The following is a 26,899-nucleotide window of genomic DNA, read 5'->3' as shown; positions in this document are numbered from 1 at the left end:
AAAGGACTCGCATGCACCGCCGCACAGCCTTCGCCGCCGGCCTCGTCGTCACGGGAGCGCTGCTCCTCAGCTCGTGCGCGAGCCCAGACCCGGCGCCGACGTCGACGGGCTCCCCCGACGCCGACGCATCGGTCGCGATCCGGCTCGTGCTCGAACCGGGCAACCTCGACATCCGCGAGACCGCGGGAGCGGCGCTGGACCAGATCCTGATGGACAACATCTACCAGGGGCTCGTCGCGCGCACACCCGAGCAGGACATCGTGCCCGCCCTCGCCGAGGACTGGGCCGTCTCGCCCGACGGGCTCGAGTACACCTTCACGGTGCGCGAGGGGGTCCTCTTCCACGACGGTCAGGAACTCACGGCGCAAGATGTCGTGTGGTCGCTGGAGACCCGCAAGGCCACCCCCGCATGGCGGGACTCCGGGCGCCTCGCCAACGTGACCTCGATCACGGCCGACGGCCAAGAGGTCACGCTCAGCCTCGAGGAGCCCGACTCCAGCCTGCTGTGGAACCTCACGGGCCGTGCGGGCGTCATCCTCAAGCAGGACGACACCGTCGACTACAAGACGTCGGCCAACGGCACGGGACCGTTCACCTTCGGCACGTGGCGCCAGGGCGACAGCATCACGTTCGACCGCAACCCCGAGTACTGGGGCGATGCCGCGGGCGTCGCGGAGGTCGTCTTCGACTACATCCCCGACAACCAGGCGGCCCTCAACGCCGCCCTCGCGAACGAGATCGACGTCGTGACGGGCTTCGACGCCAACCTGGCCGAGCAGATCGAGGCCGGCGGCGACTTCACCGTCGTGCTCGGGCAGTCCACCGACAAGGGCACGCTCGCGATGAACCAGACGTCCGGCCCGCTCGCCGACGAGCGCGTGCGCCAGGCGATCCGACAGGCGATCGACCACGACGCCTTCGTCGAAGCCCTCGCGTCGGGCTCGACGCTCTACGGCCCGATCCCCGAGCTCGACCCCGGCTGGGAGGACCTCGCCGACGTCGCCCCCCACGACCCCGCTGCCGCGCGCGAGCTGCTCGCCGAGGCCGGAGCCGAGGACATCGACCTCACCCTGACGATCCCGAACTTCTACGCCACGACGATCCCGCAGATCCTCGTGTCGAACCTGCACGAAGTGGGCATCACGCTCGAAGTCGAGTCGGTGGACTTCCCGACGTGGCTGACCGATGTGTACACGAACAAGGATTACGAGCTCAGCTTCGTGCTGCACACCGAAGCACGCGACTTCGAGAACTGGGCCGATCCCGACTACTACTTCACCTACGACAACCCCGAGGTGCAGGAGCTGTTCGCCCAGTCCCTCGCGGCGGTCGACGAAGCCGAGGCCTCACGACTGCTGGCCGAGGCCGGTCGCCTCGTGTCGGAAGACGCGGCCGCCGATTGGCTGTTCAGCGGCGCCTCCGTCGTCGCCGTGGGCACTAACATCGCGAGTATGCCCTCGATCAACGTGAACGAGCGCCTCAACCTGGCAGAGCTGACCAAGAGCGACGGGTGATCCGGTACGCGCTGACGCGGTCGGCCCTGCTCATCGTCGGGCTGTTCGTCGCCAGCGTCCTGATCTTCCTGACGCTGCGCGTGCTTCCGGGTGACGTCGCGCAGCTCATCGCCGGGGTGGGCAGCTCCCCCGCGCAGGTCGACGCGATCCGCGCGCAGCTGGGCCTGGATCGGCCCCTCACGGCGCAGTACGCAGACTGGATCGGCGGCATCTTCCGCGGTGACCTCGGCACGTCGCTGCTGACGGGGTCGGGCGTCGTCGACGAACTCGTCGAGAAGTCCCAGGTGACGGTGCCCCTGGGCATCATGTCGATGGTCATCGCGCTGCTCATCAGCGTGCCGTTCGGTGTGCTGTCGGCGATGCGCCGTGGCCGCGCCGACGGCACGGCACTGAACGTCGGCGCACAGCTGCTCGCCGCCGTGCCCGTCGTGTGGGCCGGCATGATGCTCGTCGTCGTCTTCGCCGTCTGGCTCGGGTGGCTTCCCGCGCAGGGGTTCCCCCGGGCGGGGTGGAACGAGCCGGGGGCGGCGTTGCGGTCGCTCCTGCTGCCCGCGCTCACGATCGGCATCGTCGAGGGAGCCATGCTGCTGCGGTTCGTGCGCAGCGCGACGCTGCAGGCCGTCGGGCAGGACTTCGTGCGCACCGCCGCCGCGAAAGGGCTCACCCGCAACGCCGCGCTCATCCGGCACGGGCTTCCGGTCGTCGGCCTGTCGGTCATCACGGTGCTCGGTCTGCAGGTCGCGGGCATCATCGTCGGCGCCGTCGTGATCGAGCAGCTGTTCACCCTGCCCGGAGTCGGTCGCATGCTCGTGGCCGACGTCGGCGCGCGTGATCTGCCCAAGGTGCAGGGCGAGCTGCTCGTGCTCACCGGCTTCGTGCTCATCGTCGGATTCCTCGTCGACCTCGCGCACCGCGCGATCGACCCCCGCCAGCGGGAGGCATCGTGACACGAACGGATGCCGCACCGGGCCGCTGGGCATGGCTCGGCCGGCTGTGGCGCCTGACGACGGGGCGGTTCGGCCTCATCGTCGTGGCCGCGATCGCCCTCACGGCCCTCGTCGCGGGAGTGTGGACGCCGTTCGATCCGCAGCAGGTCGCCATCTCGAACCGCTGGGCGGGGCCGGGCTGGCCGCACCTGCTCGGCACCGACGGATCGGGGCGCGACATCCTGAGCCTCATCATGGCGGGCTCGCGCACGGCGATCTTCGTCGCCGTCGGGGCGGGCATCATCGCGACCGTCATCGGCGTCTCGCTCGCTGCGCTCGGCGCGCTCACGGCACGGTGGGTGCGCGAATCGGTCGCCGTCTTCGTCGACATCCTGATCGCCTTCCCCGTGCTCATCATCGCCATGATGATCTCGGCCGTGTGGGGCGGAGGCCTGTGGGTCGTCATCTGGGCGGTCGGGATCGGATTCGGGGTCAACATCGCGCGGGTGACCCGGCCCGAGCTCCGTCGCGTCCTGCACAGCGACTTCGTGCTCGCGGGGCGTGCGTCGGGCCTGAACCCCGCCCAGAACCTGTTCCGGCACCTGCTCCCCAACGTCGCACCCGTCTTCATCGTGCAGCTGTCGTGGGGCATGGCCGTCGCGATCCTCGCCGAGGCGGGGCTGTCGTACCTCGGCTTCGGCGCGCCCGTCACCGAGCCGTCGTGGGGCGTCCTGCTGCGCGATCTGCAGGCCTACATCACGGTGCATCCGCTCTCGGTGGTCTGGCCGGGACTCGCGATCACCCTGACCGTCCTCGGGCTCAATCTGCTCGGCGACGGCCTGCGCGAGGCGACCGACCCGACCCTCAGCCGCGGCGCCGCGCGACGCGCCGCCCGCATCCCCGTGCCGGAGGTGGTCGCGTGAGCCTCGAAGTGACCGATCTCGTGATCGAGATCGCCGGGCGACGCGTCGTCGACGGCGCATCGTTCGCGGTGCCCGACGGAGCCCGCCTCGGCCTCATCGGCGAGTCCGGGTCGGGCAAGTCGCTCACGGCACTGGCGATCCTGGGCCTCCTCCCCGACGAGGCGAGTGCGACCGGGTCGATCCGCTGGAACGGGCGCGAGCTGCTCGGCCTGAGCGACCGTGAGCTCGCCGAGATCCGCGGCGATGAGATCGGGATCGTCTTCCAAGAGCCGCGCACGGCGCTCAATCCGATCCGCACGGTCGGCAGGCAGATCGCCGAGTCCGTGCGGATCCACGAGCGCGCATCGAAGAAGGATGCCGCCGCTCGCGCGGTCGTCGAGGCGGCGCGCGTCGCGCTGCCCGATCCCGCCCGCATCGTCTCGCGCTACCCGCACCAGCTCTCGGGCGGGCAGCGTCAGCGGGTCGCCATCGCGATGGCGCTCGCATGCCGCCCGCGCCTGCTCATCGCCGATGAGCCGACGACGGCCCTCGACGTGACGATCCAGTCCGAGATCCTCGAGCTGCTGCACTCCCTCGTGAAGGACGACGGCATGTCGCTCGTCTTCATCACGCACGACCTCGCGGTGCTGTCGCGGATCGCGACGCACGGCATCGTCCTCGAGCACGGCCGCGTCGTCGAGGACGCCCCCGTGGCGCAGCTGCTCACGGCACCGGCATCCGTCGTGACGGAGGGGCTCCTGCGCGATGCGACGGCGACGCTGTGGCGACCCGGGGTCGACCGATGAGCGCCGGATCCGACGTGCTGCTGCGCGGGCGCGGGCTCACGCGCCGACACGCGGTGCCGAAGCGGACCCTGTTCGAGAAGCGCACCTTCACGACGGCTCTCGACGACGCCGACGTCGATGTGCGCGAAGGCTCCGCGCTGGGGATCATCGGCGAATCGGGATCGGGCAAGTCGACGCTCGTGCGGCTGCTGCTCGCTCTCGACACCCCCACGGCGGGGACGGTCGAGTTCGACGGCCGCCGCGTCGATGCGAGGGCGCCGGCTCGTGCGCTGCACTGGCTGCGCCGCGAGACGGGGATCGTCTTCCAGGATCCGTACGCGTCGCTGGATCCGCGCATGAGCATCGGCCGGATCATCGGCGAGCCGCTGTGGGCGCTGGGCATCGACGGCGATCGCCGCTCCCGCGTGCGGGAGGTGCTCTCGCAGGTCGGCCTCGAGGCCGACATGGCCGCGCGGTTCCCGCACGAGTTCTCCGGCGGTCAACGCCAGCGCATCGCCCTGGCGCGCGCCATCGTGCATCGGCCGCGGCTGCTGATCGGCGACGAGCCGCTGTCGGCGCTCGATGTCACGGTGCGCGCGCAGATCCTCGCCCTCATCGCCGAGATGCGCGAGCGCGACGGCCTCACCCTCGTGCTCGTCTCGCACGATATCGGCGTCGTGCAGAACCTCTGCGACGAGGTCATCGTCATGAAGGACGGCAGCATCGTCGAAGAGGGCCCCACCGAGAAGGTGCTGCTGCAGCCGCAGGTGTCGTACACGCGGCGACTCCTCGCCTCGATCCCCGTCATCGACCCCGACACCTGACCTGCCGCGATGTCCGGCGCCGGGGCTACTCTCGCAGCATGACAGCGATCGTCCCTCCGTACCTGCTCGCCCGCATCGCCGCGGTGCAGGAGCCGCAGTGGGCCCGGGCGGCCGCGGCCGCCCGGGCGACGCTCCTCGCGTCGCGCGACTACCGCCCGCAGCGCACTCGGCTTCAGCTCTCGATCGACGAAGACGGCTCGCTCGTGGTCGAGACGGCGCCCGGTCCCGACCGCACGATCTCAGACGCGCAGAACCGCGAGACGCTGCCGGGGGTGCACGTGCGCGGCGAAGACGACCCCGCGTCGGGCGACGCCGCCGTCGACGAGGCGTTCGACGGCCTCGGCATCACGTTCGACTTCTTGTGGGATGCCTTCGCCCGCAACGGTCTCGACGGGCTCGGGGGTGAGCTGCTGGCGACGGTGCACTACGGCAGCGATTACGACAACGCGTTCTGGAACGGCGAACGCATGGTGTTCGGCGACGGCGACGGCGAGGTGTTCACGGGATTCACCCGGTCGCTGACGGTCATCGCGCACGAGCTCGCGCACGGCATCGTCGAGTCCTCGGGCGGACTCGAGTACCGCGACCAGTCCGGCGCGCTGAACGAGTCGGTCGCCGACGTGCTGGGTGTCCTCGCCGAGCAGCACCATCTGGGCCAGACCGCCGACGACGCGACATGGCTGGTCGGCGAGGGTATCTTCACCGATGCCGTCGAAGGCCACGCGCTGCGCTCGCTCGCGGCACCGGGAACCGCCTATGACGACGACGTCCTCGGCCGTGACCCGCAGCCGGCGCACATGCGCGACTTCATCGTGACGCCCGACGACAACGGCGGGGTGCACATCAACTCCGGCATCCCCAACCACGCGTTCTATCTCGTCGCGACGGCGCTCGGCGGGCGGGCGTGGGAGCGCGCCGGCCGCATCTGGTACCGCGCGCTGACGTCGGGCACGCTCGCCCCCGATGCCGACTTCGTCGCGTTCGCCGACGCGACGGTGCGGGCCTCGGCGGCGGAGTACGGTGAGGAGTCAGAGGAGGTCGCCGCCGTCCGCGCCGGCTGGGCGGGCGTCGGCGTCGATGTGGATGCAACGCACGCAGCCTGACCCGGTGCCCGTCGTCGTGGTCACCCGCACGGGCGGGGTCGCGGGTATGCGCCGCGCGTGGCGCGCCGAGCCCGGCCCCGACGAGGCGCCCGTGCTCATCGAGCTCATCGAGCAGTGCCCGTGGGACGCCGTGGCCGACCCGTGCGATCCGCCGCGCGGGGCGGATCGCTTCGTCTGGCGCATCCACGCCCGCTGCGACGACGACCGCGAGCATGACGCCGAGCTCGCCGACGCCGAGCTCACGGGCGCGTGGCGCGCGCTCGTCGACGCCGTCCGGGCCTGGGGGTCGTGAGCCGCCGGCCGGTCCGCGCACCGGAGAGAACGAGCGTGTCGCGGACGACAGCGCGCCGGGAGAGAACGAGCGCGTCAGCCGGCCGTGCCGGGCGGAGCGGACACGCGCCAGTCGACGGGCTCGGCACCCCGCTCCGCGAGGAGTGCGTTGGCCCGCGAGAAGGGGCGCGACCCGAAGAAGCCGCGGCTCGCCGAAAGGGGTGACGGGTGCGGCGATTCGACGACGGGCGTCGCACCGAGGAGCGGGCGCAGGCCCGCGGCATCCCTCCCCCAGAGGATCGCCACGAGCGGCGTGTCGCGGGCGACGAGCGTGCGGATCGCGTGCTCGGTGACACGCTCCCAGCCCCAGCCGCGGTGCGACGCGGGTTGTCCGGGCGCGACGGTGAGCACGCGGTTGAGCAGCATGACCCCCTGATCGCTCCACGCGGACAGATCGCCGTGCGGCGCGGGCGGCAGGCCCAAGTCGGTCTCGAGCTCGCGGTAGATGTTGGTCAGGCTGCGCGGCAGCGGACGCACGCCGCTCTCGACGGCGAACGAGAGCCCGATGGGGTGGCCGGGCGTGGGATAGGGATCCTGCCCGACGATGAGCACGCGCACATCGGCGAGGGGACGCTGGAACGCCCGCAGCACGCGCTCCCCCGCCGGCAGGTAGCCGCGCCCCGCCGCGACCTCGCCCCGCAGCCGCTCACCGAGCGCCGCGATGTCGTCGGCGACCGGCGCGAGCGCGTCGGCCCACCCGGGATCCATCAGACCGGCGGCCGCGAGCTCGGGCAGGGTCGTCGCCACCGCGGTGCTCAGTCCTCGCGGCCGCCGCGCACCGTGAGGGTGCCGCGCGCGAGCAGGTGCTGCGCCGACTGGGCGACGGGGCGCATCGTGACGAGGTCGAGATTGACGTGACCGGGTGCATCGAGCGCGTACGCGATGACATCGGCGACGTCGTCGGCCGTGAGCGGATCCGCCACGCCCTCGTACACGCGTTCGGCCGCGGCCCGATTGCCGCCGAGCCGGTTGACCGTGAACTCGGGCGTGTAGACCATGCCGGGCGCGATCTCGATGACGCGGATGGGCTCGCCGTTGAGTTCGAGGCGCAGGGCATGCGCGAGCATCGCCTCGCCGGCCTTCGCGGCGTTGTATCCGGCGCCGCCGGCGTAGGCGTTGTGGGCCGCGGTGGAGGTGACGAACAGCGTGTCGGCGTGACCGTCGGATGCCGCGGCGTCACGCAGCAGCGGAAGGATCGCGGCGACGACGCGCTGCGCCGACAGCACGTTGACATCGAACATCCACTGCCAGTCCTCGACGCGTCCGTCCTCGACGCGGTCCGTGCCGCGTGCACCGCCGGCGACGTGCACCAGCGCGTGCACGGGGCCCGTGTCGGCGAGCCAGTCCGCGAGCGCCGCGACGTCGGCGTCGCGGGTCAGATCCGCGGCGAACGCGGCGATGCCGATCTCGGCCTCGAGCTTCGCGAGCCGTTCGGCGCGTCGTGCGACGCCCACGACATCCCATCCGCGCGCGCGCAGCGCACGCGCCGCCGCTTCGCCGATCCCCGAACTCGCACCCGTCACGACTGCACGCCTGGTAACCATGCCTCCACGCTACCCGCCGACGTTACGTAACATTTCCCCCGCGTTGTCCGTCGCCCGCCGCCGCCCTACGCTCGGATGAGGTCGCGGCCCGTGCCGCGCCTCCACCAGCCACCACCCGAACCTTCAGGAGCACTCATGTCCGCACCCGAGAACTGGCGCTTCGAAACCAAGCAGATCCACTCGGGCGCCGCGCCCGACCCGACGACCAAGTCGCGGGCGACGCCGATCTATCAGACCACCGCCTACGTCTTCGACAACACCGAGCACGCCGCGAACCTGTTCGCCCTCGCCGAGTTCGGCAACATCTACACGCGCATCCAGAACCCGACGCAGGACGTCGTCGAGCAGCGACTCGCGGCGCTCGAGGGCGGCACGGGAGCACTCCTGCTCGCCAGCGGGCAGTCGGCGACGACCTTCGCGATCCTCAACATCGCACAGGCCGGCGACCACTTCGTCTCGTCGAGCTCGATCTACGGCGGCACCTACAACCTGTTCAAGTTCACCCTGGCCAAGCTCGGCGTCGACGTGACGTTCGTCGACGATCAGGACGACCCCGAGGAGTGGCGCCGCGCGATCCGGCCGAACACGAAGCTGCTGTTCGCCGAGACGATCGGCAACCCGAAGATCAACGTGCTCGACATCCGCACGGTCGCCGACATCGCCCACGAGAACGGCCTGCCGCTCATCGTCGACAACACGATCGCGACGCCGTACCTCATCAAGCCGTTCGAGCACGGCGCCGACATCGTCGTGCACTCGGCGACGAAGTTCCTCGGCGGACACGGCACCACGATGGCCGGTGTCATCATCGACGGCGGCACGTTCGAGTGGTCCAAGAACGTCGAGAAGTTCCCCGGTCTCACCGAGCCCGATGAGAGCTACCACGGCGCGAGCTACACGGCGGCCGTGGGCGACGGCCTCGCCTACATCATCAAGGCACGCGTGCAGCTGCTGCGCGACCTGGGGCCCGCCATCGCGCCGCAGAGCGCCTGGAACCTCATCCAGGGCATCGAGACGCTGTCGCTGCGCATCGAGCGCCACGTGCAGAACGCGCAGGAGATCGCCGAGTGGCTCGAGAGCCTCGACGACATCGCGTCGGTGAACTACTCCGGGCTGCCGACCTCGCCCTGGTACGACGTGGCGAACACCTACGCGCCGAAGGGCGTGGGCGCCGTGCTCTCGTTCGAGCTCAAGGGCGGCGTCGACGCGGGGCGCGAGTTCGTCAACTCGCTCACGCTGTTCAGCCACGTCGCCAACATCGGCGACGTGCGCTCGCTCGTCATCCACCCCGCGTCGACGACCCACTCGCAGCTCACGCCCGAGGAGCAGCTCGCCGGCGGAGTGACGCCCGGCCTCGTACGCCTTTCGGTCGGGCTCGAGAACATCGACGACATCAAGGCCGACCTCGAGCAGGCGCTCGCCGCCGCGCGCCGCCTCTCGGAGGCCGCCCGCGCCTGACCCCTCCTCCCGCGAGACTGCAACGGCGCGCCGAGACCGTGGGGTTCACCCGCAGTCTCGGCGCGCCGTTGCAGTCTCGCGGGGAGAAGCCGGGGCGGGGGCGACGTAACACGGGGCGGCGGTCGGCCGGGGCGGGAGAGAATGGCACCCATGGACTGGCAGACCTCGGAGGACACCGTTCCCTCCGCTCCCGTCACCGAGGCGGACGCTCGGATGCTGCTGGGGCGGCCTCCCGCGACGGGGGCCTGGCGTGACGGTGATCCGGTCGGCGACCGGCACTTCGCGTCGTTCGGTCCGTTCCGCACCGAGGGCGGCGCGGAACTGCCGGGCTACCGCCTGGCGTACGAGACGTGGGGCGAGCTGTCACCGCAGCGCGACAACGCGGTCCTCATCCTGCACGCCCTCACCGGCGACAGCCACGTGCGCGGCGCCGCCGCCCCCGGCCACCCCACGTCGGGCTGGTGGGAGTCGATCGTCGGACCCGGCGCGCCCATCGACACCGACCGCTGGTTCGTCGTGGCCCCCAACATGCTGGGCGGATGCCAGGGCTCGACCGGCCCCTCGAGCATCGCGCCCGACGGCTACGAATGGGCGGGGCGATTCCCGTACCTGACGATCCGCGACCAGGTCGCCGCGCAGCTTCCGCTGACGGACGCGCTCGGCATCGACGCGTGGGCGGGCGTCATCGGCGGATCGATGGGCGGGATGCACGCTCTCGAGTGGGCGATCGGTCATCCGGAGCGCGTCGAGCGACTGGCCGTCCTGTCGGCGCCGCCCATCAACACCGCCGACCAGATCGCCCTCAACTCGGTGCAGCTCGAGGCGATCCGCATCGACCCGCGCTTCCAGAACGGCGAATACTACGACTCGGGCGACGGCGACGGGCCGCACCGCGGGCTCGCGCTCGCGCGGCGCATGGCACTGCTGAACTACCGCTCCCCCACCGAGCTCAATCAGCGCTTCCAGCGCTCGTGGCAGTCGGTCGTCAGTCCCCTCGGGCACGGGGGCCGGTTCGCCGTGGAGTCCTACCTCGACTTCCACGGCAACAAGTTCACGCGCCGCTTCGACGCCAACAGCTACCTGACGCTCGTCGAGGCGATGAACTCGCACGACATCGGACGCGACCGCGGCGGCGTCGAGGACGCCCTGGCACGTGTCACGGCGACCACGCTCGTGCTCGGCATCGACAGTGACCGCCTCTTCCCGATCGACGGTCAGCAGCGCATCGGGCGCGGCATCCGCACGCTCGTCGACGACGGCGTCGTGGTGCTGGCGAGCGACTTCGGCCACGACGGGTTCCTCATCGAGACCGCCGCCGTCGGCGCGCATCTGCGACGCCTGCTGGCCGCCTGATCAGTCGGTGCGGATGTAGGTCCACGGCAGCGCGCCGACTTCGAGGCGGTGCCGGGCCGTGCCCGCCCGCGGGGCGTCGGGATCGAACTCGGCGTCTTCGGGCCACAGCATGAACGGCCCGTTCGGCCCCGTACGCGCGACGGAGTCGAAGCGGCGCAGCCCACCGAGTCGTGCGGCGCCGAGCGCGCCCTCGGCCGAGACCTCGTGCTCGAAGCCGTGCAGGGTGACCCAGGTCGGCGGATACAGCGTCGCCTCGCCGCGCGCGTGTCGCTCCAGCAGCCTGCCGGGACGCACCCACTCCGCGGCGACGGCCTCGTGTTCGGAGAGCACGAGGTCGACACCGGATGCCGCCGCGACGAAGAACCACGTGCGGATGCGCAGCGGGATCCCGGGCGGGGGATCCCAGATCGACAGCGGCACGAGGGAGTCGGGGGCGAGCGTGAGCCCCGTCTCCTCCCACGTCTCGCGCACGGCGGCGCGACGCACGACGGCTTCTTCCGGTTCGTCGGCGCTCTCGCGGTCGGCATCGTCCAGCTTGCCCCCGGGAAAGACCCACGCCCCCGCGAACGAGCCCCGATCGGGACGCTGGATGACGAGCACTTCGGCGCCGTCCGTGCCGTCGCGCACGACCACGACCGTCGCAGCGACGGGGATGTCGGGGTCGTCGGCGTCGGCGGGGCGGCGCGGCCGCGCTCCGTCGACCGCGTCGGAGATCACGCGCGCGGCTTCGTCATGGCGGGTCACCCGCCCAGCCTATGCGGCAGTCGCGCCGCACCTCGCCCGGCCGCGACGCGGCGGCGCTCGAGCGACAGGCTCACGGCGGCGAGCAGGACACCGCCGACGGCGAGCAGGACTCCGGCCCACGCGGGGGCGGTGAAGCCCCATCCCGCCGCGATCACGGTGCCGCCGACGAAAGCCCCGATGCTGTTGCCGAGATTGAGCGACGAGTGGTTGACGGCGGCGGCGATCGACTGGTTGTCTTCGGCGACATCCATGAGCCGCGTCTGGATCGTGGGCACGAGCACCGACGAGACCAGTCCCGTCAAGAAGACGAAGAGCCCGAGCGTCCAGATCCACTGCGCCGTGAGCGCGACGAGGATCAGCACGACCGCGAGCGCGATGAGCCCGCCGAGCAGGGAGCGTTTGAGGTCGACGTCGGCGAGATGTCCGCCGATGATGTTGCCGATCATCATGCCCACGCCCATCAGCATGAGCACGATGGGCACGACCCACGCCGGCGACCCCGTGAGCTCGGTCACCATCGGCGCGACGTAGCTGTACACGGCGAAGAATCCGCCGAACCCGACCGACCCGATCGCGAGCGCGAACCACACCTGGCCGATCCGGAACACCTTGAGCTCCGCACGGAACGTGCGTCCGGGGTCTCCCGCGTGCCGCGGCACCGAGAAGGCGATGGCGATCGTGGCGACGGCGAAGATCGCCGCGACGACGAGGAAGGCCGCACGCCATCCCGCTTGCTGCCCCAGGAATGTGCCCAGCGGCACGCCCGCGACGTTCGCGACGGTCAGGCCCGTGAGCACGAACGCGACGCCCTTGGCGCGTTTGCCGGGACCGAGGACGTCGGCGGCGACGAGGGCGCCGATGCCGAAGTATGCGCCGTGCGGCAGGCCCGCGACGAAGCGCGACGCGGCGACGAGCTCGAACGTCGGCATGACGAGCGTCAGGGCGTTGCCCACCGTCAAGGCGAGAGCCAGCCCGATCATGACGCGGTGGCGCGGATGCCTGGCGACCAGGCCCGCGATCGTGGGGGCGCCGACGACGACGCCGAGCGCGTAGAGCGTGATGAGCCAGCCGGCCTGCGCGATCGCGTCGTCCTGGCTCGCCGACCACGTCGCCGGCAGCAGGTCCTGCGCGATGTCGGGCAGCAGGCCCATGACGACGAACTCGGTCATGCCGATGCCGAAGCTGCCGATGGCGAGGGAAAGGAGCGCCCACCTCGCCGCACCCCTCCTCGGCGGAGAGGAGATCACCGGGTCATGTTAGCCGCGTCGCGGCACCCGCGGCGAATCGATTCGACTCAGTCGGTCTCGTCGGCGTCGATCGCGGCTTCGAGGCGCTCCACCTTGGCGTCGAGCTCGCCCGTCCACCCCGGCCGGATGTCGGCTTTCAGCACGAGCGAGACGCGCGATCCGAACGGCATGACGGCCTCGGTCGCGCGGCGCACGACGTCGAACACGTCGTCCCACTCCCCCTCGATCTCGGTGAACATCGAGGTCGTGCGGTGCGGCAGGCCGCTCGCGCGCACGACGCGCACGGCGGCGGCGACGGCGTCGTGCACCGAGCCGTCGGTCGAGCCGGTGCCGCTGGGGGCGACCGAGAAGGCGATGATCATGGTGTTACCTCCGGTTTTCGTGGGGTCCCGACGAGAGCGGATGCCGCGCGGCGGCCCCGAACGAGACGGATCAGCCGCACGACGGTCCAGACGAAGAGCACGATCAGAAGCGCGTTGCGGACGGTCAGGATGCCGACCGCGACGGGGTCGGCCGAGAGCACTTCGCCGTACGTGAGCGGGTAGACCACCTGCGTCAGCGCCGCGAGCAGGAGCCCGAGCGCCGCGGGTCGGCGCCAGCGATCCCGCGCGATCACCAGGCCGACGACGAGCGGCGCGATGAGCCACGTGAGGTACTGCGGTGAGCCGACCTTGTTGAAGACGATGAAGGCGAGCACGAGGGCCAGCGCGAGCGGCGGGAAGAGCGCGACGAAAGGCGCCCCTCGCCGGGCGGCGATCGCCCCGAGCACCGCCACGGCGACGAGCACGGCGATCAGAAGCGGCGTCATGACGGCGATGACGGTGTCGACCTGCGGGCCGGTGACCTGGAAGGTGAGGATGACGGGGTCGTAATAGACGGATGCACCGGGCGCGCGCGCGGCCGCGAGCCACAGGTAGAGCATGCTGACGGGCGCTTCGACCTGCAGGCCCCGTCCCGTCTGCGCCGTCACGAAGCCGAGGGCGTGCGGGGCTCCGCCGAGCAGGGCGACCGTCACGAGCGCGAGGGCGCTCACGATGAGGGCCCCGCAGACGACCGCCACGCGGCGCCGCACCGCGAGGAAGGCCGCGGCGAGCAGCGCTGCGGGCCACACCTTGATCCAGGTCGCGACGGCGAGCAGCACCGAGGCGAGCCAGGGCCGGCCGACGAGCCACAGGCAGCCCGCCACGGCGAGCGGCACCGTGACGGCGTCGAGCCGGTACATCCCGACGGGACCGAGCAGCAGGGCGAACGCGAGCCAGAACCACGCGGCGTGCCGGCGTCCGCGCGATCGCGCATCCCCGACGAGCATCCTGAAGGCGAGCGCATCGCACGCCGTCACGAGTAGGGCCCACGCGATCTCGTATCCCGCGATCCACTCGAGGGCCTGCGCGGCCAGCAGCGGCAGGAGGGCGACCGGCGGATAGATCCAGTCCTCGGCGATTCCCGGGATGCCGCGCCCGTCGAGCGCTTGCAGCGCCCACGGTTCGTAGACGAGATAGACGTCGCCCATGGGCTGATGGGGCAGGGCGAAGCCGAGGCCGGCGACGACGATGTGCACGAGCGCGAACGCGACCCACAGCACTGCCCGCCTCGACACGCTCCCATCGTAGGGGGTGGCCGCCGAGGCGCTCAGGAGTGCGCGAGCACGCCGCCGATCGCGCGCGGAAGCGCCTCGGCGACATCCAGCGCCGTGAGCGGACCGCCGCGCGGACCGAGAGCGGATGCCGCGACCCGAGCGGCGCGAGCGTGCAGCCACGCGGCCGAGGCCGCGAGGTGCGGCAGCGGCGGAGCGGCATCCGGAACCGCGTGAGCAGCAGCGACGAGCGCGCCGAGGACGCCGCCGAGCACATCGCCCGTCCCGGCCGTCGCGAGCCACGGCACGTCGACGTCGACGTCGATGACCTCGGACCCGTCGGCGATGAGCGTCATCGCCCCCTTGAGCAGCACGACCCCGCCCAATTTGCGCGCCGTCTCGGCGACGTCGGTGCGTCGATCGCCCGTGCCGTCGCCGAGCCCGAGCGCCGCTCGCAGCACGGCGTGTTCCCGCGCGTGCGGTGTCACGATGAGCGGCGCGGATGCCCCGGGAGCGAGGTCGAGGGCACCGGCGTCGAGCACGACGGGCTCGTTCTGTGCCAGGATTCCGCGGATCGCCGCCGTCTCGTCGGCGTCGCGGGTCGCGGAATCCGTGCCCGAGCCGATGAGCCAGGCCTGCACCCGCCCCGGTGCCGTGACCGTCTCGGGGCGCCGTGCCAGCACGGGATCCGCGGCCGCGCCGAGGTAGCGCACCATGCCCAGACCCGTGCGCCACGCCGCCTCCACACCGAGCACGGCGGCGCCGGGATAGACGCGCGAGCCGGTGCGCACACCCAGCACGCCCCGGGAATACTTGTCATCGGAGTGCGTCGGCAGACGCACGACGCCGGCGACATCCCGCTCGGTCCACTCGCGAGTCATGCCGACACCCTACCCGCGGAGCTTTCCATGACCCTGTTGTTCTCTTCCCTCACGATCGGCCGGCACACGGCGCGAAACCGGCTGTGGGTCGCGCCGATGTGCCAGTACAGCGCCGTCGACGGTCTGCCGCAGGAGTGGCACCACGTGCACCTCGCGCAGTTCGCGTCGGGTGGCGCGGGCATCGTCATCGCCGAAGCCACGGCCGTGTCGCCCGAGGCACGCATCTCGCCCGACGACACGGGCCTGTGGAACGACGAGCAGAGGGATGCGTGGGCGCCGATCGCCGCCGCCATCCGCTCGCGCGGCGCTCTCGCGGGCATTCAGCTCGCGCACGCGGGGCGCAAAGCCTCGACGTGGTCTCCGCTCATCGCGGGCACGTACGGCAGCGTCGGCCTGCGCGACGGCGGATGGCGGACGGTCGCTCCGTCGGCGATCACGTTCGAGGGATACGCCGTGCCCGAGGCGCTCGATCTCGCGGGCATCGACACCGTCGTCGCCGATTTCGCCGCCGCGGCACGACGGGCCGCCGACGCGGGGTTCGAGGTGATCGAGATCCACGGCGGTCACGGCTACCTGCTGCACCAGTTCCTCTCGACGCTGGCCAACCGCCGCGACGACGACTACGGCGGACCCCTCGAGAACCGCGCTCGCCTGCTGTTGCGCGTCGTCGACGCCGTACGCGCCGAGACGCCCGAGGTCGCCCTGGTCGTGCGCATGTCCGCGACCGACTGGACGGCGGGCGGGTGGAGCGTGGAAGAGACCGCGACCGTCGCGCGCTGGTGCGCCGACCGTGGCGCCGACTTCTTCGACATCTCCAGCGGCGGCACCGTGCCCGGCGAGCGCATCCCCGTCAGCCGCGGCTACCAGGTGCCACTCGCGGCGCGCGTGCGGCGCGACGCCGACGTGCCCGTGAGCGCGGTCGGCCTGATCGCCGACGGCGCTCACGCCGAGGCGATCCTGCAGGCCGGCGACGCGGATGCCGTCATGGCCGCGCGCGAGTGGATGCGCGACCCGCACTTCGCGCTGCGCGCGTCGCTCGAGCTGGGCGTCGACCTGCGGTACTGGCCCGTGCAGTACGCGCGGGCCCGCCGCTCCCTCTGACGGGCGGCGGGCCGGCGGCATCCGCTGTCAGTAGCTGCGGCGACGCGTCGCGTCCTGCACTTCGCCGATGAGCTCCTCGATGATGTCCTCGAGGAACAGCACCGCCGTCGTCGTGCCCTCGGCGTCGCGCACGCGGGCGAGGTGGCGCCCGGCGCGCCGCATGACGGCGAGCGCGTCTTCGAGGTCGGTCGTCTCGAGCACGGGCACCATGTGATGGATGCGCTTGGCCGGAAGCGGCCGCGCGACCTCGGTTGCGGCATCCGGTCCTTCGGCGGCACGCAGGATGTCCTTGAGGTGCACGTAGCCGACCGGATCGCCGGAGTCATCGACGATGACGTAGCGCGAGAAGCCGTGCTTGGCGACGGCGCGCTCGATCTCGGCCGCCGTCGTGCGCTCGGGCAGCGTGACGAGCTTGTCGAGCGGCAGGGCGATGTCCTTGGCCTTCTTGTCGGTGAACTCCAGCGCCGCCGAGACGGCGCCCGACGTGTCGTCGAGCATGCCCTCGATGCGCGACTGGTTCACGATCGTCGCGACCTCGTCGAGCGTGAAGGTCGAGGCGGCCTCGTCCTTCGGCTCGACGCGGAACAGGCGCAGCACGTGGTTCGCGACCCAGTTGAGCGACACGATGATCGGATAGAAGAGCTTCGAGACCCAGACGAGCGGGGTCGCGAGCATGAGCACGGCGCGATCGGGCACCGAGAACGCGAGGTTCTTCGGCACCATCTCGCCGAACACGACGTGCAGGTACGACACGATGAGCAGCGCGATCACGAACGCGATGACGTCGACCGTTCCCTCCGCGAGTCCGGTGAGACCCAGCGGTCCTGCGAGCAGGTGGTGGATCGCCGGCTCGGAGACGTTCAGGATGAGCAGCGAGCAGATCGTGATGCCGAGCTGGCTCGTCGCGAGCATGAGGGTCGCATGCTCCATGGCGTACAGCGCGGTCTTGGCCGAGCGCGAGCCCTTCTCGGCGCGCGGCTCGATCTGCGAGCGCTTGGCGGAGATGACGGCGAATTCGGCGCCGACGAAGAAGGCGTTGGCGATGAGCAGCACCACCAGCCAGGCGATTCCGGCCCAGTCGTTCATCGACGATCACCCCCTTCCTCCGTGGCGTGGGCGTGCGGCATCGGCTCCGGCGTGAAGCGGATGCGGTCGACCCGGCGCCCGTCCATCCGCTGCACCTCGATCGTCCCATCGTCGATGCGCAGCGAGTCCCCCGCGGCGGGCACGCGCTCGAGCACGCTCATGACGTAGCCGCCCACGGTGTCGTACACGTCTCCTTCGGGAATGCGGATGCCGGTGCGATCGAGCAGTTCGTCGGGTCGCAGTTCGCCGGGGAAGATGATCGAGTCCTGCGAGCGGACGATGCCGGCCCGGCGACGGTCGTGTTCGTCGAGGACTTCACCGACGATCTCTTCGACGAGGTCTTCCAGCGTCACGACTCCGGCCGTGCCGCCGTACTCGTCGACGACGATCGCCATCTGGTAGCCGCGGGCACGCAGCTCGGACATGAGCACGTCGAGGTGCACGGCTTCGGGCACGCGCAGCGGCTCGGTCGCGAGCGCCGCGGCGGGCACGTCGTTGCGACGTTCGCGCGGCACGCCGACCGCGGCCTTGAGGTGCACGATGCCCGTGATGTCGTCCATTGACTCGTCGTAGACCGGAAAGCGGCTGTTGCCCGTGCGGCGTGCGAGCTGGATGACGTCCTCGGCCGAGTCGTCGGCGGCGAGCGCGTGCACGCTGGGGCGCGGGGTCATGACGTCCGAGGCCGACAGGCGCGCGAAGGTCAGCGTGCGATCGAGCAGCGACGCGGTGTCCTCCTCGAGCACGCCGGCGCTCGCCGAGCGGCGCACGAGGCTCGACAGCTCTTCGGCCGTGCGCGCGCCGGACAGCTCTTCCTTGGGCTCGATGCCCATGGACCGCAGCACGCCGTTGGCGCTGCCGTTGAGCACGACGATCGCGGGGCGGAAGACCGTCGTGAACGCCGTCTGGAACGGGATCACGAGCTTGGCGGTCTGCCGCGGCACGGCGAGGGCGAAGTTCTTCGGCACGAGTTCGCCGACGATCATCGACAGGATGGTCGCGAACGTCACCGCGATGACGACGGCGAAGGGGCTCGCGAACCCCTCGGGCCACCCCCATGCCGCGAAGACGGGACGCAGCAGGTTCGAGATCGCCGGCTCCATCGTGTAGCCGGTGAGCAGCGTCGTGAGCGTGATGCCCAACTGGGCACTGGACAGGTGCGTCGAGGTGATCTTGAGCGCGCTGATCGTCAGAGACAGACGCGTCTCACCCGCCGCGCGGCGCTTCTCGAGCTCGGCGCGATCGAGGTTCACGAGCGCGAACTCGCTCGCGACGAACAAGCCTGTTCCGATCGTGAGGAGGAGCCCCACGCCCAAGAGGACATAGTCCATCACGCGTCACCCCTCTGCGAGCGGTGTACGGGAGCGCGGGGCGTACATCTACTGGGGGGGTCGTCCATTGTGCGCGCAAGTCTACGGGACCGCGCGCGGTCGCTGCGCCGTCGCGCGCCGCGCTCACGCGCGCCCGCCGTCGCGCTTCCGGGTTCGAGCGTCCGGGTTCGAGCGTCCGGGTTCGAGCGTCCGGGGTCGGGCGTCCGGGGTCGGGCGTCCGGCGTCGTCGCGCGCCGCGCCGTCGCGCGTCCGGGTCCGGGTCTTCCGCCCGGCGCTACCGAAACCTGCCCACGCCACCGTATGTTCGGGCGCGCCTGCAGGTTTCGGTAGCGCGGCCACTCAGCGCGAGCGGTTCCTCCCCGACCGCCCGCCGAGCGCTGCGCTCACGCGCACCCGCCGTCGCGCGTCCGGGTTCGCGCGTCCGGGTCCGGGTCTTCCGCCCGGCGCTACCGAAACCTGTCCACGCCACCGCTTGTTCGGGCGCGCCTGCAGGTTTCGGTAGCGCGGCCACTCAGCGCGAGCGGTTCCTCCCCCGGCGGCCCAACGAGCGCTGCGCTCACGCGCACCCGCCGTCGCGCGTCCGGGTTCGCGCGTCCGGGTTCGGGTCTTCCGCCTGGCGCTACCGAAACCTGCCCACGCCACCGTATGTTCGGGCGCGCCTGCAGGTTTCGGTAGCGCGGCCCCTCAGCGCGAGCGGTTCCTCCCCCGGCCGCCCGGCGAGCGCTCTATCCCCGGGTGCGCGCAGAGTGCGCGCGGTACCGCTCGATGGCGGCGAGGGTGGGGTCGTGACCCTACAACCCACGATCCAGGTGCACCGCCGTCGCGACCAGCTCGACCGCGTCGATGACCGGCGCCTGCTCATCGCGACGACGTCAGGTCGATGGCACCGCGTCACGGCCGGTGCATACGTCTCCACGTCCGAGTGGCTCGCGCTCAAACCTCATCAGCAGCACCTGGTTCGCGTGCGCGAGGTTTCTCGACGGATGCGCAAACCCGCGGTCCTGTCCCACGCTGCGGCCGCGGCGATCCTGGGCATCGATCTGCTCGGGGACTGGCCCACCCTGGTCGACGTCCGCACGGACCGGACGAGCGGGGGCCGGACGCACGGCGCGATCCGTCGACACGGGCTCGGACTCGCGGACGTCGAGATCGAGCAGTGGGAGGGCGGACACTGGATCACGACGGCGACGCAGACGGCGCTCGATCTCGCGCGCTCGCTGACGTTCACGAAGGCCGTCGCCGCCGTCGACCAGGCTCTGTGGGCGCGCCGCGAAGGAGGGCCGCTGACCACGAAGGAGGAGTTGCTCGCGCAGTTCGAGAAGGCGACGCCGACGCGCGGAGACCACAAAGTGCGCCGCGTGCTCGAGGCCGCTACAGACCTCGCCGACAACGTGCGAGAGACCGAGAGCCGCGTGATCATCGCTCAGCTGGGCTTTCCCACCCCGCGCCTGCAGGAGCGACGAGAGCTCGCAAGCGGTCGGATCGTGTTCGGCGACTTCTACTTTCCCGAGCACGATCACTGGGGTGAGCTCGACGGGCGAGGCAAGTACATGAGCCCAGAATTCTCCGGCGACCGCGACGCATCGGAGATCGTGATCGACGAGAAGGATCGAGAGAACGAGATCCGCCGCGAAGTGCGCGGCTTCTCGCGCTGGCAACCATCCGATATCACTCCCCGGCGCCTCTACGACATCATCACCGGCGACGGGCTCCCCAGCCGCCTCCCGCGCCCCTGATCTGTGCCGCGGATCGGTGACCCTCCCGTCGCGCTACCGAAACCTGCACCCGCGGGTGAAGTTACGGGCGCGCGCGCAGGTTTCGGTAGCGCGACCCAGCGGACAACCGCGACCCAGCGGACGAGCGCGACCCAGCGGACGAGCGCGACCCAGCGGACGACCGCGAACCACCCGACGACCCCGAACCGCGAACCGCGTCACCAGCTGACGGGGAGCGCCTTGCCCTCGTCATAGCCGGCGGCAGACTGCAGGCCGACCCGGGCGCGGTCGTGGAACTCGGCGAGCGTCGTCGCGCCGGCGTACGTGAGCGAGGAGCGCACGCCCGACGTGATCATGTCGACGAGGTCCTCGATGCCGGGGCGAAGCGGGTCGAGGTAGATCTTCGACGACGAGATCCCCTCGGCGAACAGCTCCCTGCGCGCGAGGTCGTACGGGTCGAGCCGTGCGAACCGCGAGTGCACGGCTTTCGTCGAGGCCATCCCCCACGATTCCTTGTAGGTGCGCCCCGCCGCATCGACCAGCAGCTCGCCGGGAGCCTCGATCGTTCCGGCGAACCACGACCCGATCATGACGGATGCCGCTCCCGCGGCCAGCGCGAGCGCGACATCGCGCGGATACCGCACGCCGCCGTCGGCCCACACGTGCGCCCCCATGACGCGGGCCGCCTCCGCCGTTTCGAGCACGGCCGAGAACTGCGGCCGCCCGACGGCGGTCATCATCCGCGTCGTGCACATCGCACCGGGACCGACGCCGACCTTGAGGATGTCGGCGCCGGCGGCGACGAGGTCGTACACGCCCTCGGGGGTCACGACGTTGCCCGCCACGAGCGGGATGCCCAGGTCGAGCTGAGCGACGGTGTGCAGGGCGCGCAGCATGGCGTCCTGGTGTCCGTGGGCGGTGTCGACGACGAGCACGTCGACGCCGGCCGCGGCGAGCGCCTTCGCCTTGGCGGCGACGTCGCCGTTGATGCCGACGGCCGCGGCGACGATGAGCCGGCCGTCGCGGTCGACCGCGGGCCGGTAGATCGTGGAGCGCAGCGCGCTGCGGCGCGAGAGCGTCCCCACGAGGTGCCCGTGGTCGAGGACGCACACCGTCTCGGCCCCGGCGGCGACGATGAGGTCGAAGGCATGGCGGGCGTCCTGCACCGACTCCGCGTCGATGGATGCCGCGCGGTCGCGGGCGAGATCGCCCAGGCGCGCGTCGGCGAGAGCCGTGGCCAGTCGTGTCGCGGGAACGACGCCGACGATGTCGTCGTCGTCGACCGCGGTCGACGTTCGGGCGACGACGATGCCGTGGCCCTCGGTCGCCGGCAGCAGGCGCGACGCGTCGGCGACCGTCGCCTCGGGGGGCAGGACGAGGGGCGTGTCCCAGATGACCGGCTGCGCCTTGACCCATCGGATGGCGGCGTCGAGCTCCTGCAGCGGCATGTCCTGCGGCAGCACGCCGAGGCCGCCGCGCCGGGCGAGGGTGGCCGCGAGTCTGGCGCCCGTGACCGAGTTCATGTTCGCCGACACGAGCGGGATGGTCGCGCTCGTGCCGTCGCCGGGCGAGAGATCGACGTCGAGTCTGCTCGTGACGGCCGACCGGCGCGGCACGAGGAAGACGTCCGAGTACGTCAGGTCGACCGCCGGCTGCTCACCGTAGAACTCCATGTCCACCGAGGGTAGTCAGTCTTCCTGAGCGGAAAAGAGGCGAGTTCTTACTCCGAGGTCGCGCCAGGACACCGAGTCCGACCGCCCAGACTGGGTTAGGCTTGACTGTCGTGCGCGCGGGTGGATTTCGGCGCCGCCTCACGACCACTTCACCACCACTTCACCGACGAAAGCAGGCGATCGAGAGTGTCGACTCAGGCGACAGGCCCCGGGGTTTCGAACGAAGGAGAGTTCGGAGCGAACGAGTGGCTCGTCGAGGAGCTGTACGAGCAGTTCACCATCGATCCCAACTCCGTCGACAAGGCGTGGTGGCCCATTCTCCAGGACTACCGACCCGCCGGTCAGGACGCCTCCGCGGCGGCATCGGCGCCGGCGGCATCCCGTCCCGCCGGGGCGGAACCTGCCCCGGTGACGGCACCCCTTCCCGTCATCGGAACGCAGCCGGTGGCCAAGACCACGGCGCGGCCGGCAGCGGCTCAGCCGATCCCCGCGCAGGCTCCCAAGGTCGTGCCGTCGACGGCAGAGGCGCCCGAAGACGACTCGGACGACCAGGACAAGGTGACGCCGCTGCGCGGCCTGCCCAAGACCCTCGCGGCCAACATGGACGAGTCACTCACGGTCCCGACCGCGACGAGCGTGCGCACCGTGCCGGCCAAGCTCATGATCGACAACCGCATCGTGATCAACAACCACATGTCGCGCACCCGCGGCGGCAAGGTGAGCTTCACGCACCTGATCGGGTGGGCGATGATCCGGGCTCTGAAGCAGTTCCCGAGCCAGAACGTGTTCTACGCCGAAGTCGACGGCAAGCCCTCCGTCGTCGCGCCGACCCACATCAACCTGGGCATCGCGATCGACCTGCCCAAGCCCGACGGCTCGCGAGCTCTGCTCGTTCCGAGCATCAAGCGTGCCGAGTCGCTGACGTTCAACGAGTTCCTCGCCTCGTACGAAGACCTCGTCAAGCGCGCTCGCGCCAACAAGCTGACGGCATCCGATTTCCAGGGCACGACGATCTCGCTCACGAACCCGGGTGGCATCGGCACGGTCCACTCCGTCCCCCGTCTGATGAAGGGGCAGGGATGCATCGTGGGCGCCGGCGCCCTGGAGTACCCCGCCGAGTTCCAGGGGTCGAGCGAGAAGACGCTCGTGAACCTCGGCATCGGCAAGACGATCACGCTGACGAGCACGTACGACCACCGCGTCATCCAGGGTGCCGGTTCGGGCGAGTTCCTCAAGATCGTCCATGAGCTGCTCACGGGCCAGCGCGACTTCTACCAGGAGATCTTCGCGGCCCTGCGCATCCCGTACGACCCGATCCACTGGGCCAGCGACATCAACGTCGACCTCGCCGAGCGCGTTGACAAGACGGCGCGCGTGCAGGAGCTCATCAACTCCTTCCGCGTGCGCGGTCACCTCATGGCCGACACCGATCCGCTCGAGTACGTGCAGCGCACGCACCCCGACCTCGAGATCGAGAGCCACGGCCTGACGTTCTGGGACCTCGACCGCGAGTTCGTCACGAACGGCTTCGGCGGCAAGCGCCAGATGAAGCTGCGCGACGTGCTGGGCGTGCTGCGCGACTCGTACTGCCGCACGATCGGCATCGAGTACATGCACATCCAGGATCCGACGCAGCGCGCGTGGTTCCAGGAGAACCTCGAGGTCAAATACCAGAAGCCCGGCCACGACGAGCAGATGCGGATCCTCGACAAGCTCAACCAGGCCGAGGCGTTCGAGACGTTCCTGCAGACGAAATACGTCGGCCAGAAGCGCTTCAGTCTCGAAGGCGGCGAATCGCTCATCCCGCTCCTCGACGAGATCCTGCAGGGCGCCGCCGCGGCGGGCCTCGACGGTGCCGCGATCGGCATGGCTCACCGCGGTCGTCTCAACGTGCTGACGAACATCGCCGGAAAGACCTACGGCCAGGTGTTCCGTGAGTTCGAGGGCTCGGTCGCGATCGGGTCGAAGAGCGGCTCGGGCGATGTCAAGTACCACCTCGGCACCGAGGGCACCTTCGTCGCCGACGGCAAGCAGGAGCTGCCGGTCTACCTCGCCGCCAACCCGTCGCACCTCGAGACCGTCGACGGCGTGCTCGAGGGCATCGTCCGCGCGAAGCAGGATCGCAAGCCCATCGGCACGTTCGCCTGGCTGCCGATCCTCGTGCACGGCGACGCGGCCTTCGCCGGCCAGGGCGTCGTCGTCGAGACGCTGCAGATGTCGCAGCTGCGCGGCTACCGCACGGGCGGCACGGTCCACGTCGTGGTGAACAACCAGGTGGGCTTCACGACGACGCCGCAGGATGCCCGCACCTCGGTCTACGCGACGGATGTCGCCAAGACCATCCAGGCCCCCGTCTTCCACGTGAACGGCGACGACCCCGAAGCGGTGACGCGCGTCGCACAGCTCGCCTTCGCCTACCGCGAGCGGTTCCACCGCGACGTCGTCGTCGACCTCGTCTGCTACCGCCGCCGCGGTCACAACGAGGGCGACGACCCGTCGATGACGCAGCCCCTCATGACGAACCTCATCGAGGCGAAGCGCTCCGTGCGACGCCTCTATACCGAGGCCCTCGTCGGTCGCGGCGACATCACCGAAGAGGAGTACGAGAAGTCGAAGAAGGACTTCCAGCACCGCCTCGAGATCGCCTTCACCGAGACGCACGAGGCCGAGACGGGTTCGAACACGATCGTGTTGGATGCCGAGGCTCCGGTCCCCGTCGGCGAGCCCGAGACGACCGCGGTCTCGCGGGATGTGGTCAGCCTCATCGGTGACACCTTCGTCAACAAGCCCGAGGGCTTCACGGTGCACACCAAGCTGCAGCAGCTTCTCGACAAGCGCCTCGACATGAGCCGGAACGGCTCGATCGACTGGGGTTTCGGCGAGCTGCTGGCGTTCGGTTCGCTGCTGCTCGAGAAGACCAACGTCCGTCTCGTCGGTCAGGACGCGCGCCGCGGCACCTTCGTGCAGCGCCACGCCGTGCTGCACGACCGCGCCAACGGCCAGGAATGGATCCCGCTGTCGAACCTGAGCGAGGATCAGGGCCGCTTCTGGGTGTACGACTCGCTGCTCAGCGAGTACGCCGCGATGGCGTTCGAGTACGGCTACTCGGTCGAGTGCGCTGACGCGCTCGTGCTGTGGGAGGCGCAGTTCGGCGACTTCGCGAACGGCGCCCAGTCGGTCATCGACGAGTACCTCTCGTCGGCCGACCAGAAGTGGGGCCAGCAGTCGAGCGTCGTGCTGCTGCTCCCCCACGGCTACGAGGGCCAGGGCCCGGACCACTCTTCGGCGCGCATCGAGCGCTACCTGCAGATGTGCGCGCAGGAGAACATGACGGTGGCTCGTCCCTCGACGCCCGCGTCGTACTTCCACCTCCTGCGTCGTCAGGCCTACGCACGCCCGCGTCGCCCGCTCGTCGTCTTCACGCCGAAGGCGATGCTGCGTCTGCGCGGTGCGACGAGCCCCGTCGAGGACTTCCTGACGGGCCGCTTCGAGCCGGTCCTGGACGATGAGCGCGGCATCGACAAGAGCGGTGTGACGCGCGTTCTGCTGCACTCGGGAAAGATCCACTGGGATCTGAAGGCCGAGCTCGACAAGAACCCGAACCCCGCGATCGCCCTCGTGCGCCTCGAGCAGTTCTACCCGGCGCCGATCGACGACCTCAGGGCCGTCATCGCCGCCTATCCCGACGCCGAGCTCGTGTGGGTGCAGGACGAGCCCGAGAACCAGGGCGCGTGGCCGTTCATCGCACTCGATGTCGTGCCGCAGCTGAACGGGCGCACGATCCGTCTCGTGTCGCGTCCCGCTGCCGCCTCGACGGCGACCGGGTCGCCCAAGGTGCACGCGACCGAGCAGGCCGCGCTCATCCAGGAAGCACTCTCGAAGGACTGATCCGCAGAGATCGGGAAGGGCCGCCCTCCGGGGCGGCCCTTCGTCGTGCGGTAGCCGTCAGTCCAAGCGGACCACGCCGGCGCGCACGGCGCGGATGAGGACTTGCACGCGGTCGCGCGCGTTCCACTTGGCCATGACGTTGCTGAGGTGGGACTTCACCGTCGCTTCGGACACACTCTCGCGCCGGGCGATCTCGCCGTTGGACAAGCCCTGTGCGAGCAGTTCGACCATCTGAGACTCGCGAGGAGTGAGACGCTCCTCCGGGGTGAGGGCGTCGGCGGGGGCAGAGGTGGAGGCCTCGACGATCGTCGACACAAGGAGCGAGCTCACCGCCGGCGACAGCACGCGCAGCCCTCGGTGAACCTCGCGCACCGCCGCGACGATGTCCTGCGGGTCCGAGTCCTTGAGGAGGTAGCCCGTCGCGCCGGCGACGAGCATCGGCAGCACGGTCTGCATCGTGCCGAAGGTCGTGACGGCGAGCACCTTGGTCTCGGGCATTTCGCGGGTCAGCTGCGTCGTCGCCGCGACACCGTCGAGGTTCGGCATGTGGATGTCCATGAGCACGACATCGGGCTTCAGCATCCGGGTCTGCTCGATCGCATCGGCGCCGTCGACGGCTGTTCCGACCACCTCGATGTCCTCGGCTTCTTCGAGGAACATCGTCAGCGCGCGGCGGAGAAGGAACTCATCATCGGCGACGAGGACGCTGATCGAGGCCACCCGTCCATCCTAGAGGCGGGCGAAACGCCGCCCCCGGACCCCCTACGAAAGTCGTAGACGCCCTCGGCGTGCGACGGATGCGCCGCATCGGTCGGCCCGACAGAATCACCATAAGCCTCGAGCACACCCGAGCCGAGAGGAGGAGACCCATGTTCACGACATCCATCTGGAGCGCGATCTGCCGTCTCATCGGCGCTTGCAGCT

At 70.6% G+C, this 26,899-nt stretch carries 23 protein-coding genes; 12 read left to right on the top strand and 11 right to left on the bottom strand.

Annotation, left to right across the window (positions count from 1 at the left end; translation table 11 throughout):
* Positions 1 to 11: 11 nt before the first annotated feature.
* Genes ACWIBS_RS11200 through ACWIBS_RS11170 form a run of 7 tightly spaced genes read left to right on the top strand, consistent with a single transcriptional unit; the run spans position 12 to position 6,346 of the window.
* Positions 12 to 1,514: an ABC transporter substrate-binding protein gene (locus tag ACWIBS_RS11200; protein ID WP_376131154.1), complete on the top strand. Its 1,503-nt coding sequence runs from the start codon at positions 12 to 14 to the stop codon at positions 1,512 to 1,514.
* A complete protein-coding gene (locus tag ACWIBS_RS11195) occupies positions 1,511 to 2,461 on the top strand; it encodes an ABC transporter permease (protein ID WP_376131157.1) in 951 nt (316 codons plus the stop codon). Before ACWIBS_RS11200 ends, ACWIBS_RS11195 begins: the two co-directional genes overlap by 4 nt.
* Positions 2,458 to 3,363, top strand: coding sequence for an ABC transporter permease (locus tag ACWIBS_RS11190; RefSeq protein WP_376131160.1), 906 nt, complete (start codon positions 2,458 to 2,460; stop codon positions 3,361 to 3,363). Before ACWIBS_RS11195 ends, ACWIBS_RS11190 begins: the two co-directional genes overlap by 4 nt.
* A complete protein-coding gene (locus ACWIBS_RS11185) occupies positions 3,360 to 4,148 on the top strand; it encodes an ATP-binding cassette domain-containing protein (protein ID WP_376131163.1) in 789 nt (262 codons plus the stop codon). Before ACWIBS_RS11190 ends, ACWIBS_RS11185 begins: the two co-directional genes overlap by 4 nt.
* Entirely contained in the window at positions 4,145 to 4,951 is an 807-nt protein-coding gene (locus ACWIBS_RS11180) for an ABC transporter ATP-binding protein (protein ID WP_376131166.1), read from the top strand. The genes ACWIBS_RS11185 and ACWIBS_RS11180 overlap by 4 nt, the downstream gene beginning before the upstream one ends.
* Before the next feature lie 38 nt (positions 4,952 to 4,989).
* Entirely contained in the window at positions 4,990 to 6,054 is a 1,065-nt protein-coding gene (locus tag ACWIBS_RS11175) for a M4 family metallopeptidase (RefSeq protein WP_376131169.1), read from the top strand.
* Between the two features lie 4 nt (positions 6,055 to 6,058).
* A complete protein-coding gene (locus ACWIBS_RS11170) occupies positions 6,059 to 6,346 on the top strand; it encodes a protealysin inhibitor emfourin (RefSeq protein WP_376131172.1) in 288 nt (95 codons plus the stop codon).
* A gap of 74 nt (positions 6,347 to 6,420) precedes the next feature.
* Here the strand turns inward: ACWIBS_RS11170 and ACWIBS_RS11165 are convergent, their stop codons facing one another.
* A complete protein-coding gene (locus tag ACWIBS_RS11165) occupies positions 6,421 to 7,131 on the bottom strand; it encodes a uracil-DNA glycosylase (RefSeq protein WP_376131175.1) in 711 nt (236 codons plus the stop codon).
* A gap of 8 nt (positions 7,132 to 7,139) precedes the next feature.
* On the bottom strand, positions 7,140 to 7,928 hold the full coding sequence (locus tag ACWIBS_RS11160) for an SDR family oxidoreductase (protein WP_376131178.1): 789 nt from the start codon (positions 7,926 to 7,928) through the stop codon (positions 7,140 to 7,142).
* Between the two features lie 135 nt (positions 7,929 to 8,063).
* Here ACWIBS_RS11160 and ACWIBS_RS11155 point away from each other — a divergent pair, with 135 nt between their 5' ends.
* Both ACWIBS_RS11155 and metX read left to right on the top strand, forming a co-directional pair.
* Positions 8,064 to 9,386 carry a bifunctional o-acetylhomoserine/o-acetylserine sulfhydrylase gene (locus tag ACWIBS_RS11155; RefSeq protein ID WP_376131180.1) on the top strand — a complete coding sequence of 441 codons (1,323 nt, stop codon included), beginning with the start codon at positions 8,064 to 8,066 and terminating at the stop codon, positions 9,384 to 9,386.
* A 150-nt stretch (positions 9,387 to 9,536) separates the two neighbouring features.
* Positions 9,537 to 10,739, top strand: a complete 1,203-nt coding sequence (metX, locus tag ACWIBS_RS11150) for a homoserine O-acetyltransferase MetX (protein WP_376129785.1) — start codon at positions 9,537 to 9,539, stop codon at positions 10,737 to 10,739.
* On the opposite strand, the gene ACWIBS_RS11145 is transcribed toward metX, so the two are convergent.
* From ACWIBS_RS11145 to ACWIBS_RS11125, 5 genes are read right to left on the bottom strand one after another with little or no spacing between them, the layout of a single operon-like run.
* Complete coding sequence (locus ACWIBS_RS11145; RefSeq protein ID WP_376129788.1) at positions 10,740 to 11,483, bottom strand: NUDIX hydrolase; 744 nt, start codon at positions 11,481 to 11,483, stop codon at positions 10,740 to 10,742.
* Positions 11,480 to 12,727: an MFS transporter gene (locus ACWIBS_RS11140; protein ID WP_376129875.1), complete on the bottom strand. Its 1,248-nt coding sequence runs from the start codon at positions 12,725 to 12,727 to the stop codon at positions 11,480 to 11,482. The genes ACWIBS_RS11145 and ACWIBS_RS11140 overlap by 4 nt, the downstream gene beginning before the upstream one ends.
* Before the next feature lie 50 nt (positions 12,728 to 12,777).
* Positions 12,778 to 13,092, bottom strand: a complete 315-nt coding sequence (locus tag ACWIBS_RS11135; protein WP_376129791.1) for a thiamine-binding protein — start codon at positions 13,090 to 13,092, stop codon at positions 12,778 to 12,780.
* Positions 13,089 to 14,327 carry a glycosyltransferase 87 family protein gene (locus ACWIBS_RS11130; RefSeq protein ID WP_376129794.1) on the bottom strand — a complete coding sequence of 413 codons (1,239 nt, stop codon included), beginning with the start codon at positions 14,325 to 14,327 and terminating at the stop codon, positions 13,089 to 13,091. The genes ACWIBS_RS11135 and ACWIBS_RS11130 overlap by 4 nt, the downstream gene beginning before the upstream one ends.
* Positions 14,328 to 14,359: 32 nt before the next feature.
* Positions 14,360 to 15,184, bottom strand: coding sequence for an ADP-dependent NAD(P)H-hydrate dehydratase (locus ACWIBS_RS11125; protein WP_376129797.1), 825 nt, complete (start codon positions 15,182 to 15,184; stop codon positions 14,360 to 14,362).
* A gap of 27 nt (positions 15,185 to 15,211) precedes the next feature.
* Between ACWIBS_RS11125 and ACWIBS_RS11120 the strand changes: the two genes are divergently transcribed.
* Positions 15,212 to 16,285: an NADH:flavin oxidoreductase/NADH oxidase gene (locus tag ACWIBS_RS11120; RefSeq protein ID WP_376129800.1), complete on the top strand. Its 1,074-nt coding sequence runs from the start codon at positions 15,212 to 15,214 to the stop codon at positions 16,283 to 16,285.
* Between the two features lie 27 nt (positions 16,286 to 16,312).
* Here ACWIBS_RS11120 and ACWIBS_RS11115 read toward each other — a convergent pair whose 3' ends face one another.
* Entirely contained in the window at positions 16,313 to 17,371 is a 1,059-nt protein-coding gene (locus tag ACWIBS_RS11115) for a hemolysin family protein (protein WP_376129802.1), read from the bottom strand.
* Positions 17,368 to 18,699 carry a hemolysin family protein gene (locus ACWIBS_RS11110; RefSeq protein ID WP_376129878.1) on the bottom strand — a complete coding sequence of 444 codons (1,332 nt, stop codon included), beginning with the start codon at positions 18,697 to 18,699 and terminating at the stop codon, positions 17,368 to 17,370. Before ACWIBS_RS11110 ends, ACWIBS_RS11115 begins: the two co-directional genes overlap by 4 nt.
* Positions 18,700 to 19,484: 785 nt before the next feature.
* On the opposite strand from ACWIBS_RS11110, the gene ACWIBS_RS11105 reads away from it, so the two are divergent.
* Positions 19,485 to 20,435 (top strand): hypothetical protein, encoded by a 951-nt coding sequence (locus ACWIBS_RS11105; protein ID WP_376129805.1) that lies wholly within the window; start codon positions 19,485 to 19,487, stop codon positions 20,433 to 20,435.
* A 197-nt stretch (positions 20,436 to 20,632) separates the two neighbouring features.
* On the opposite strand, the gene guaB1 is transcribed toward ACWIBS_RS11105, so the two are convergent.
* Positions 20,633 to 22,087 (bottom strand): GMP reductase, encoded by a 1,455-nt coding sequence (gene guaB1, locus ACWIBS_RS11100; RefSeq protein WP_376129808.1) that lies wholly within the window; start codon positions 22,085 to 22,087, stop codon positions 20,633 to 20,635.
* 186 nt (positions 22,088 to 22,273) lie between these two features.
* Here guaB1 and ACWIBS_RS11095 point away from each other — a divergent pair, with 186 nt between their 5' ends.
* Positions 22,274 to 25,975, top strand: coding sequence for a multifunctional oxoglutarate decarboxylase/oxoglutarate dehydrogenase thiamine pyrophosphate-binding subunit/dihydrolipoyllysine-residue succinyltransferase subunit (locus ACWIBS_RS11095; protein ID WP_376129811.1), 3,702 nt, complete (start codon positions 22,274 to 22,276; stop codon positions 25,973 to 25,975).
* A 57-nt stretch (positions 25,976 to 26,032) separates the two neighbouring features.
* Here the strand turns inward: ACWIBS_RS11095 and ACWIBS_RS11090 are convergent, their stop codons facing one another.
* A complete protein-coding gene (locus ACWIBS_RS11090) occupies positions 26,033 to 26,695 on the bottom strand; it encodes a response regulator (RefSeq protein WP_376129814.1) in 663 nt (220 codons plus the stop codon).
* Positions 26,696 to 26,899: the final 204 nt, after the last annotated feature.

Source organism: Microbacterium sp. NPDC055442 (assembly GCF_053644215.1).
Note: the sequence above shows the minus strand (reverse complement) of the source record. Positions and strands in the feature narration are given on the sequence as shown.

Coding starts and splice junctions, on each gene's coding strand:
- ACWIBS_RS11110 (WP_376129878.1), bottom strand. CDS start 18,699: ATGGACTATGTCCTCTTGGGCGTGGGGCTCCTCCTCACGATCGGAACA.
- ACWIBS_RS11135 (WP_376129791.1), bottom strand. CDS start 13,092: ATGATCATCGCCTTCTCGGTCGCCCCCAGCGGCACCGGCTCGACCGAC.
- ACWIBS_RS11160 (WP_376131178.1), bottom strand. CDS start 7,928: ATGGTTACCAGGCGTGCAGTCGTGACGGGTGCGAGTTCGGGGATCGGC.
- ACWIBS_RS11200 (WP_376131154.1), top strand. CDS start 12: ATGCACCGCCGCACAGCCTTCGCCGCCGGCCTCGTCGTCACGGGAGCG.
- ACWIBS_RS11115 (WP_376129802.1), bottom strand. CDS start 17,371: ATGAACGACTGGGCCGGAATCGCCTGGCTGGTGGTGCTGCTCATCGCC.
- ACWIBS_RS11175 (WP_376131169.1), top strand. CDS start 4,990: ATGACAGCGATCGTCCCTCCGTACCTGCTCGCCCGCATCGCCGCGGTG.
- ACWIBS_RS11125 (WP_376129797.1), bottom strand. CDS start 15,184: ATGACTCGCGAGTGGACCGAGCGGGATGTCGCCGGCGTCGTGCGTCTG.
- ACWIBS_RS11155 (WP_376131180.1), top strand. CDS start 8,064: ATGTCCGCACCCGAGAACTGGCGCTTCGAAACCAAGCAGATCCACTCG.
- ACWIBS_RS11120 (WP_376129800.1), top strand. CDS start 15,212: ATGACCCTGTTGTTCTCTTCCCTCACGATCGGCCGGCACACGGCGCGA.
- ACWIBS_RS11180 (WP_376131166.1), top strand. CDS start 4,145: ATGAGCGCCGGATCCGACGTGCTGCTGCGCGGGCGCGGGCTCACGCGC.
- guaB1 (WP_376129808.1), bottom strand. CDS start 22,087: ATGGAGTTCTACGGTGAGCAGCCGGCGGTCGACCTGACGTACTCGGAC.
- metX (WP_376129785.1), top strand. CDS start 9,537: ATGGACTGGCAGACCTCGGAGGACACCGTTCCCTCCGCTCCCGTCACC.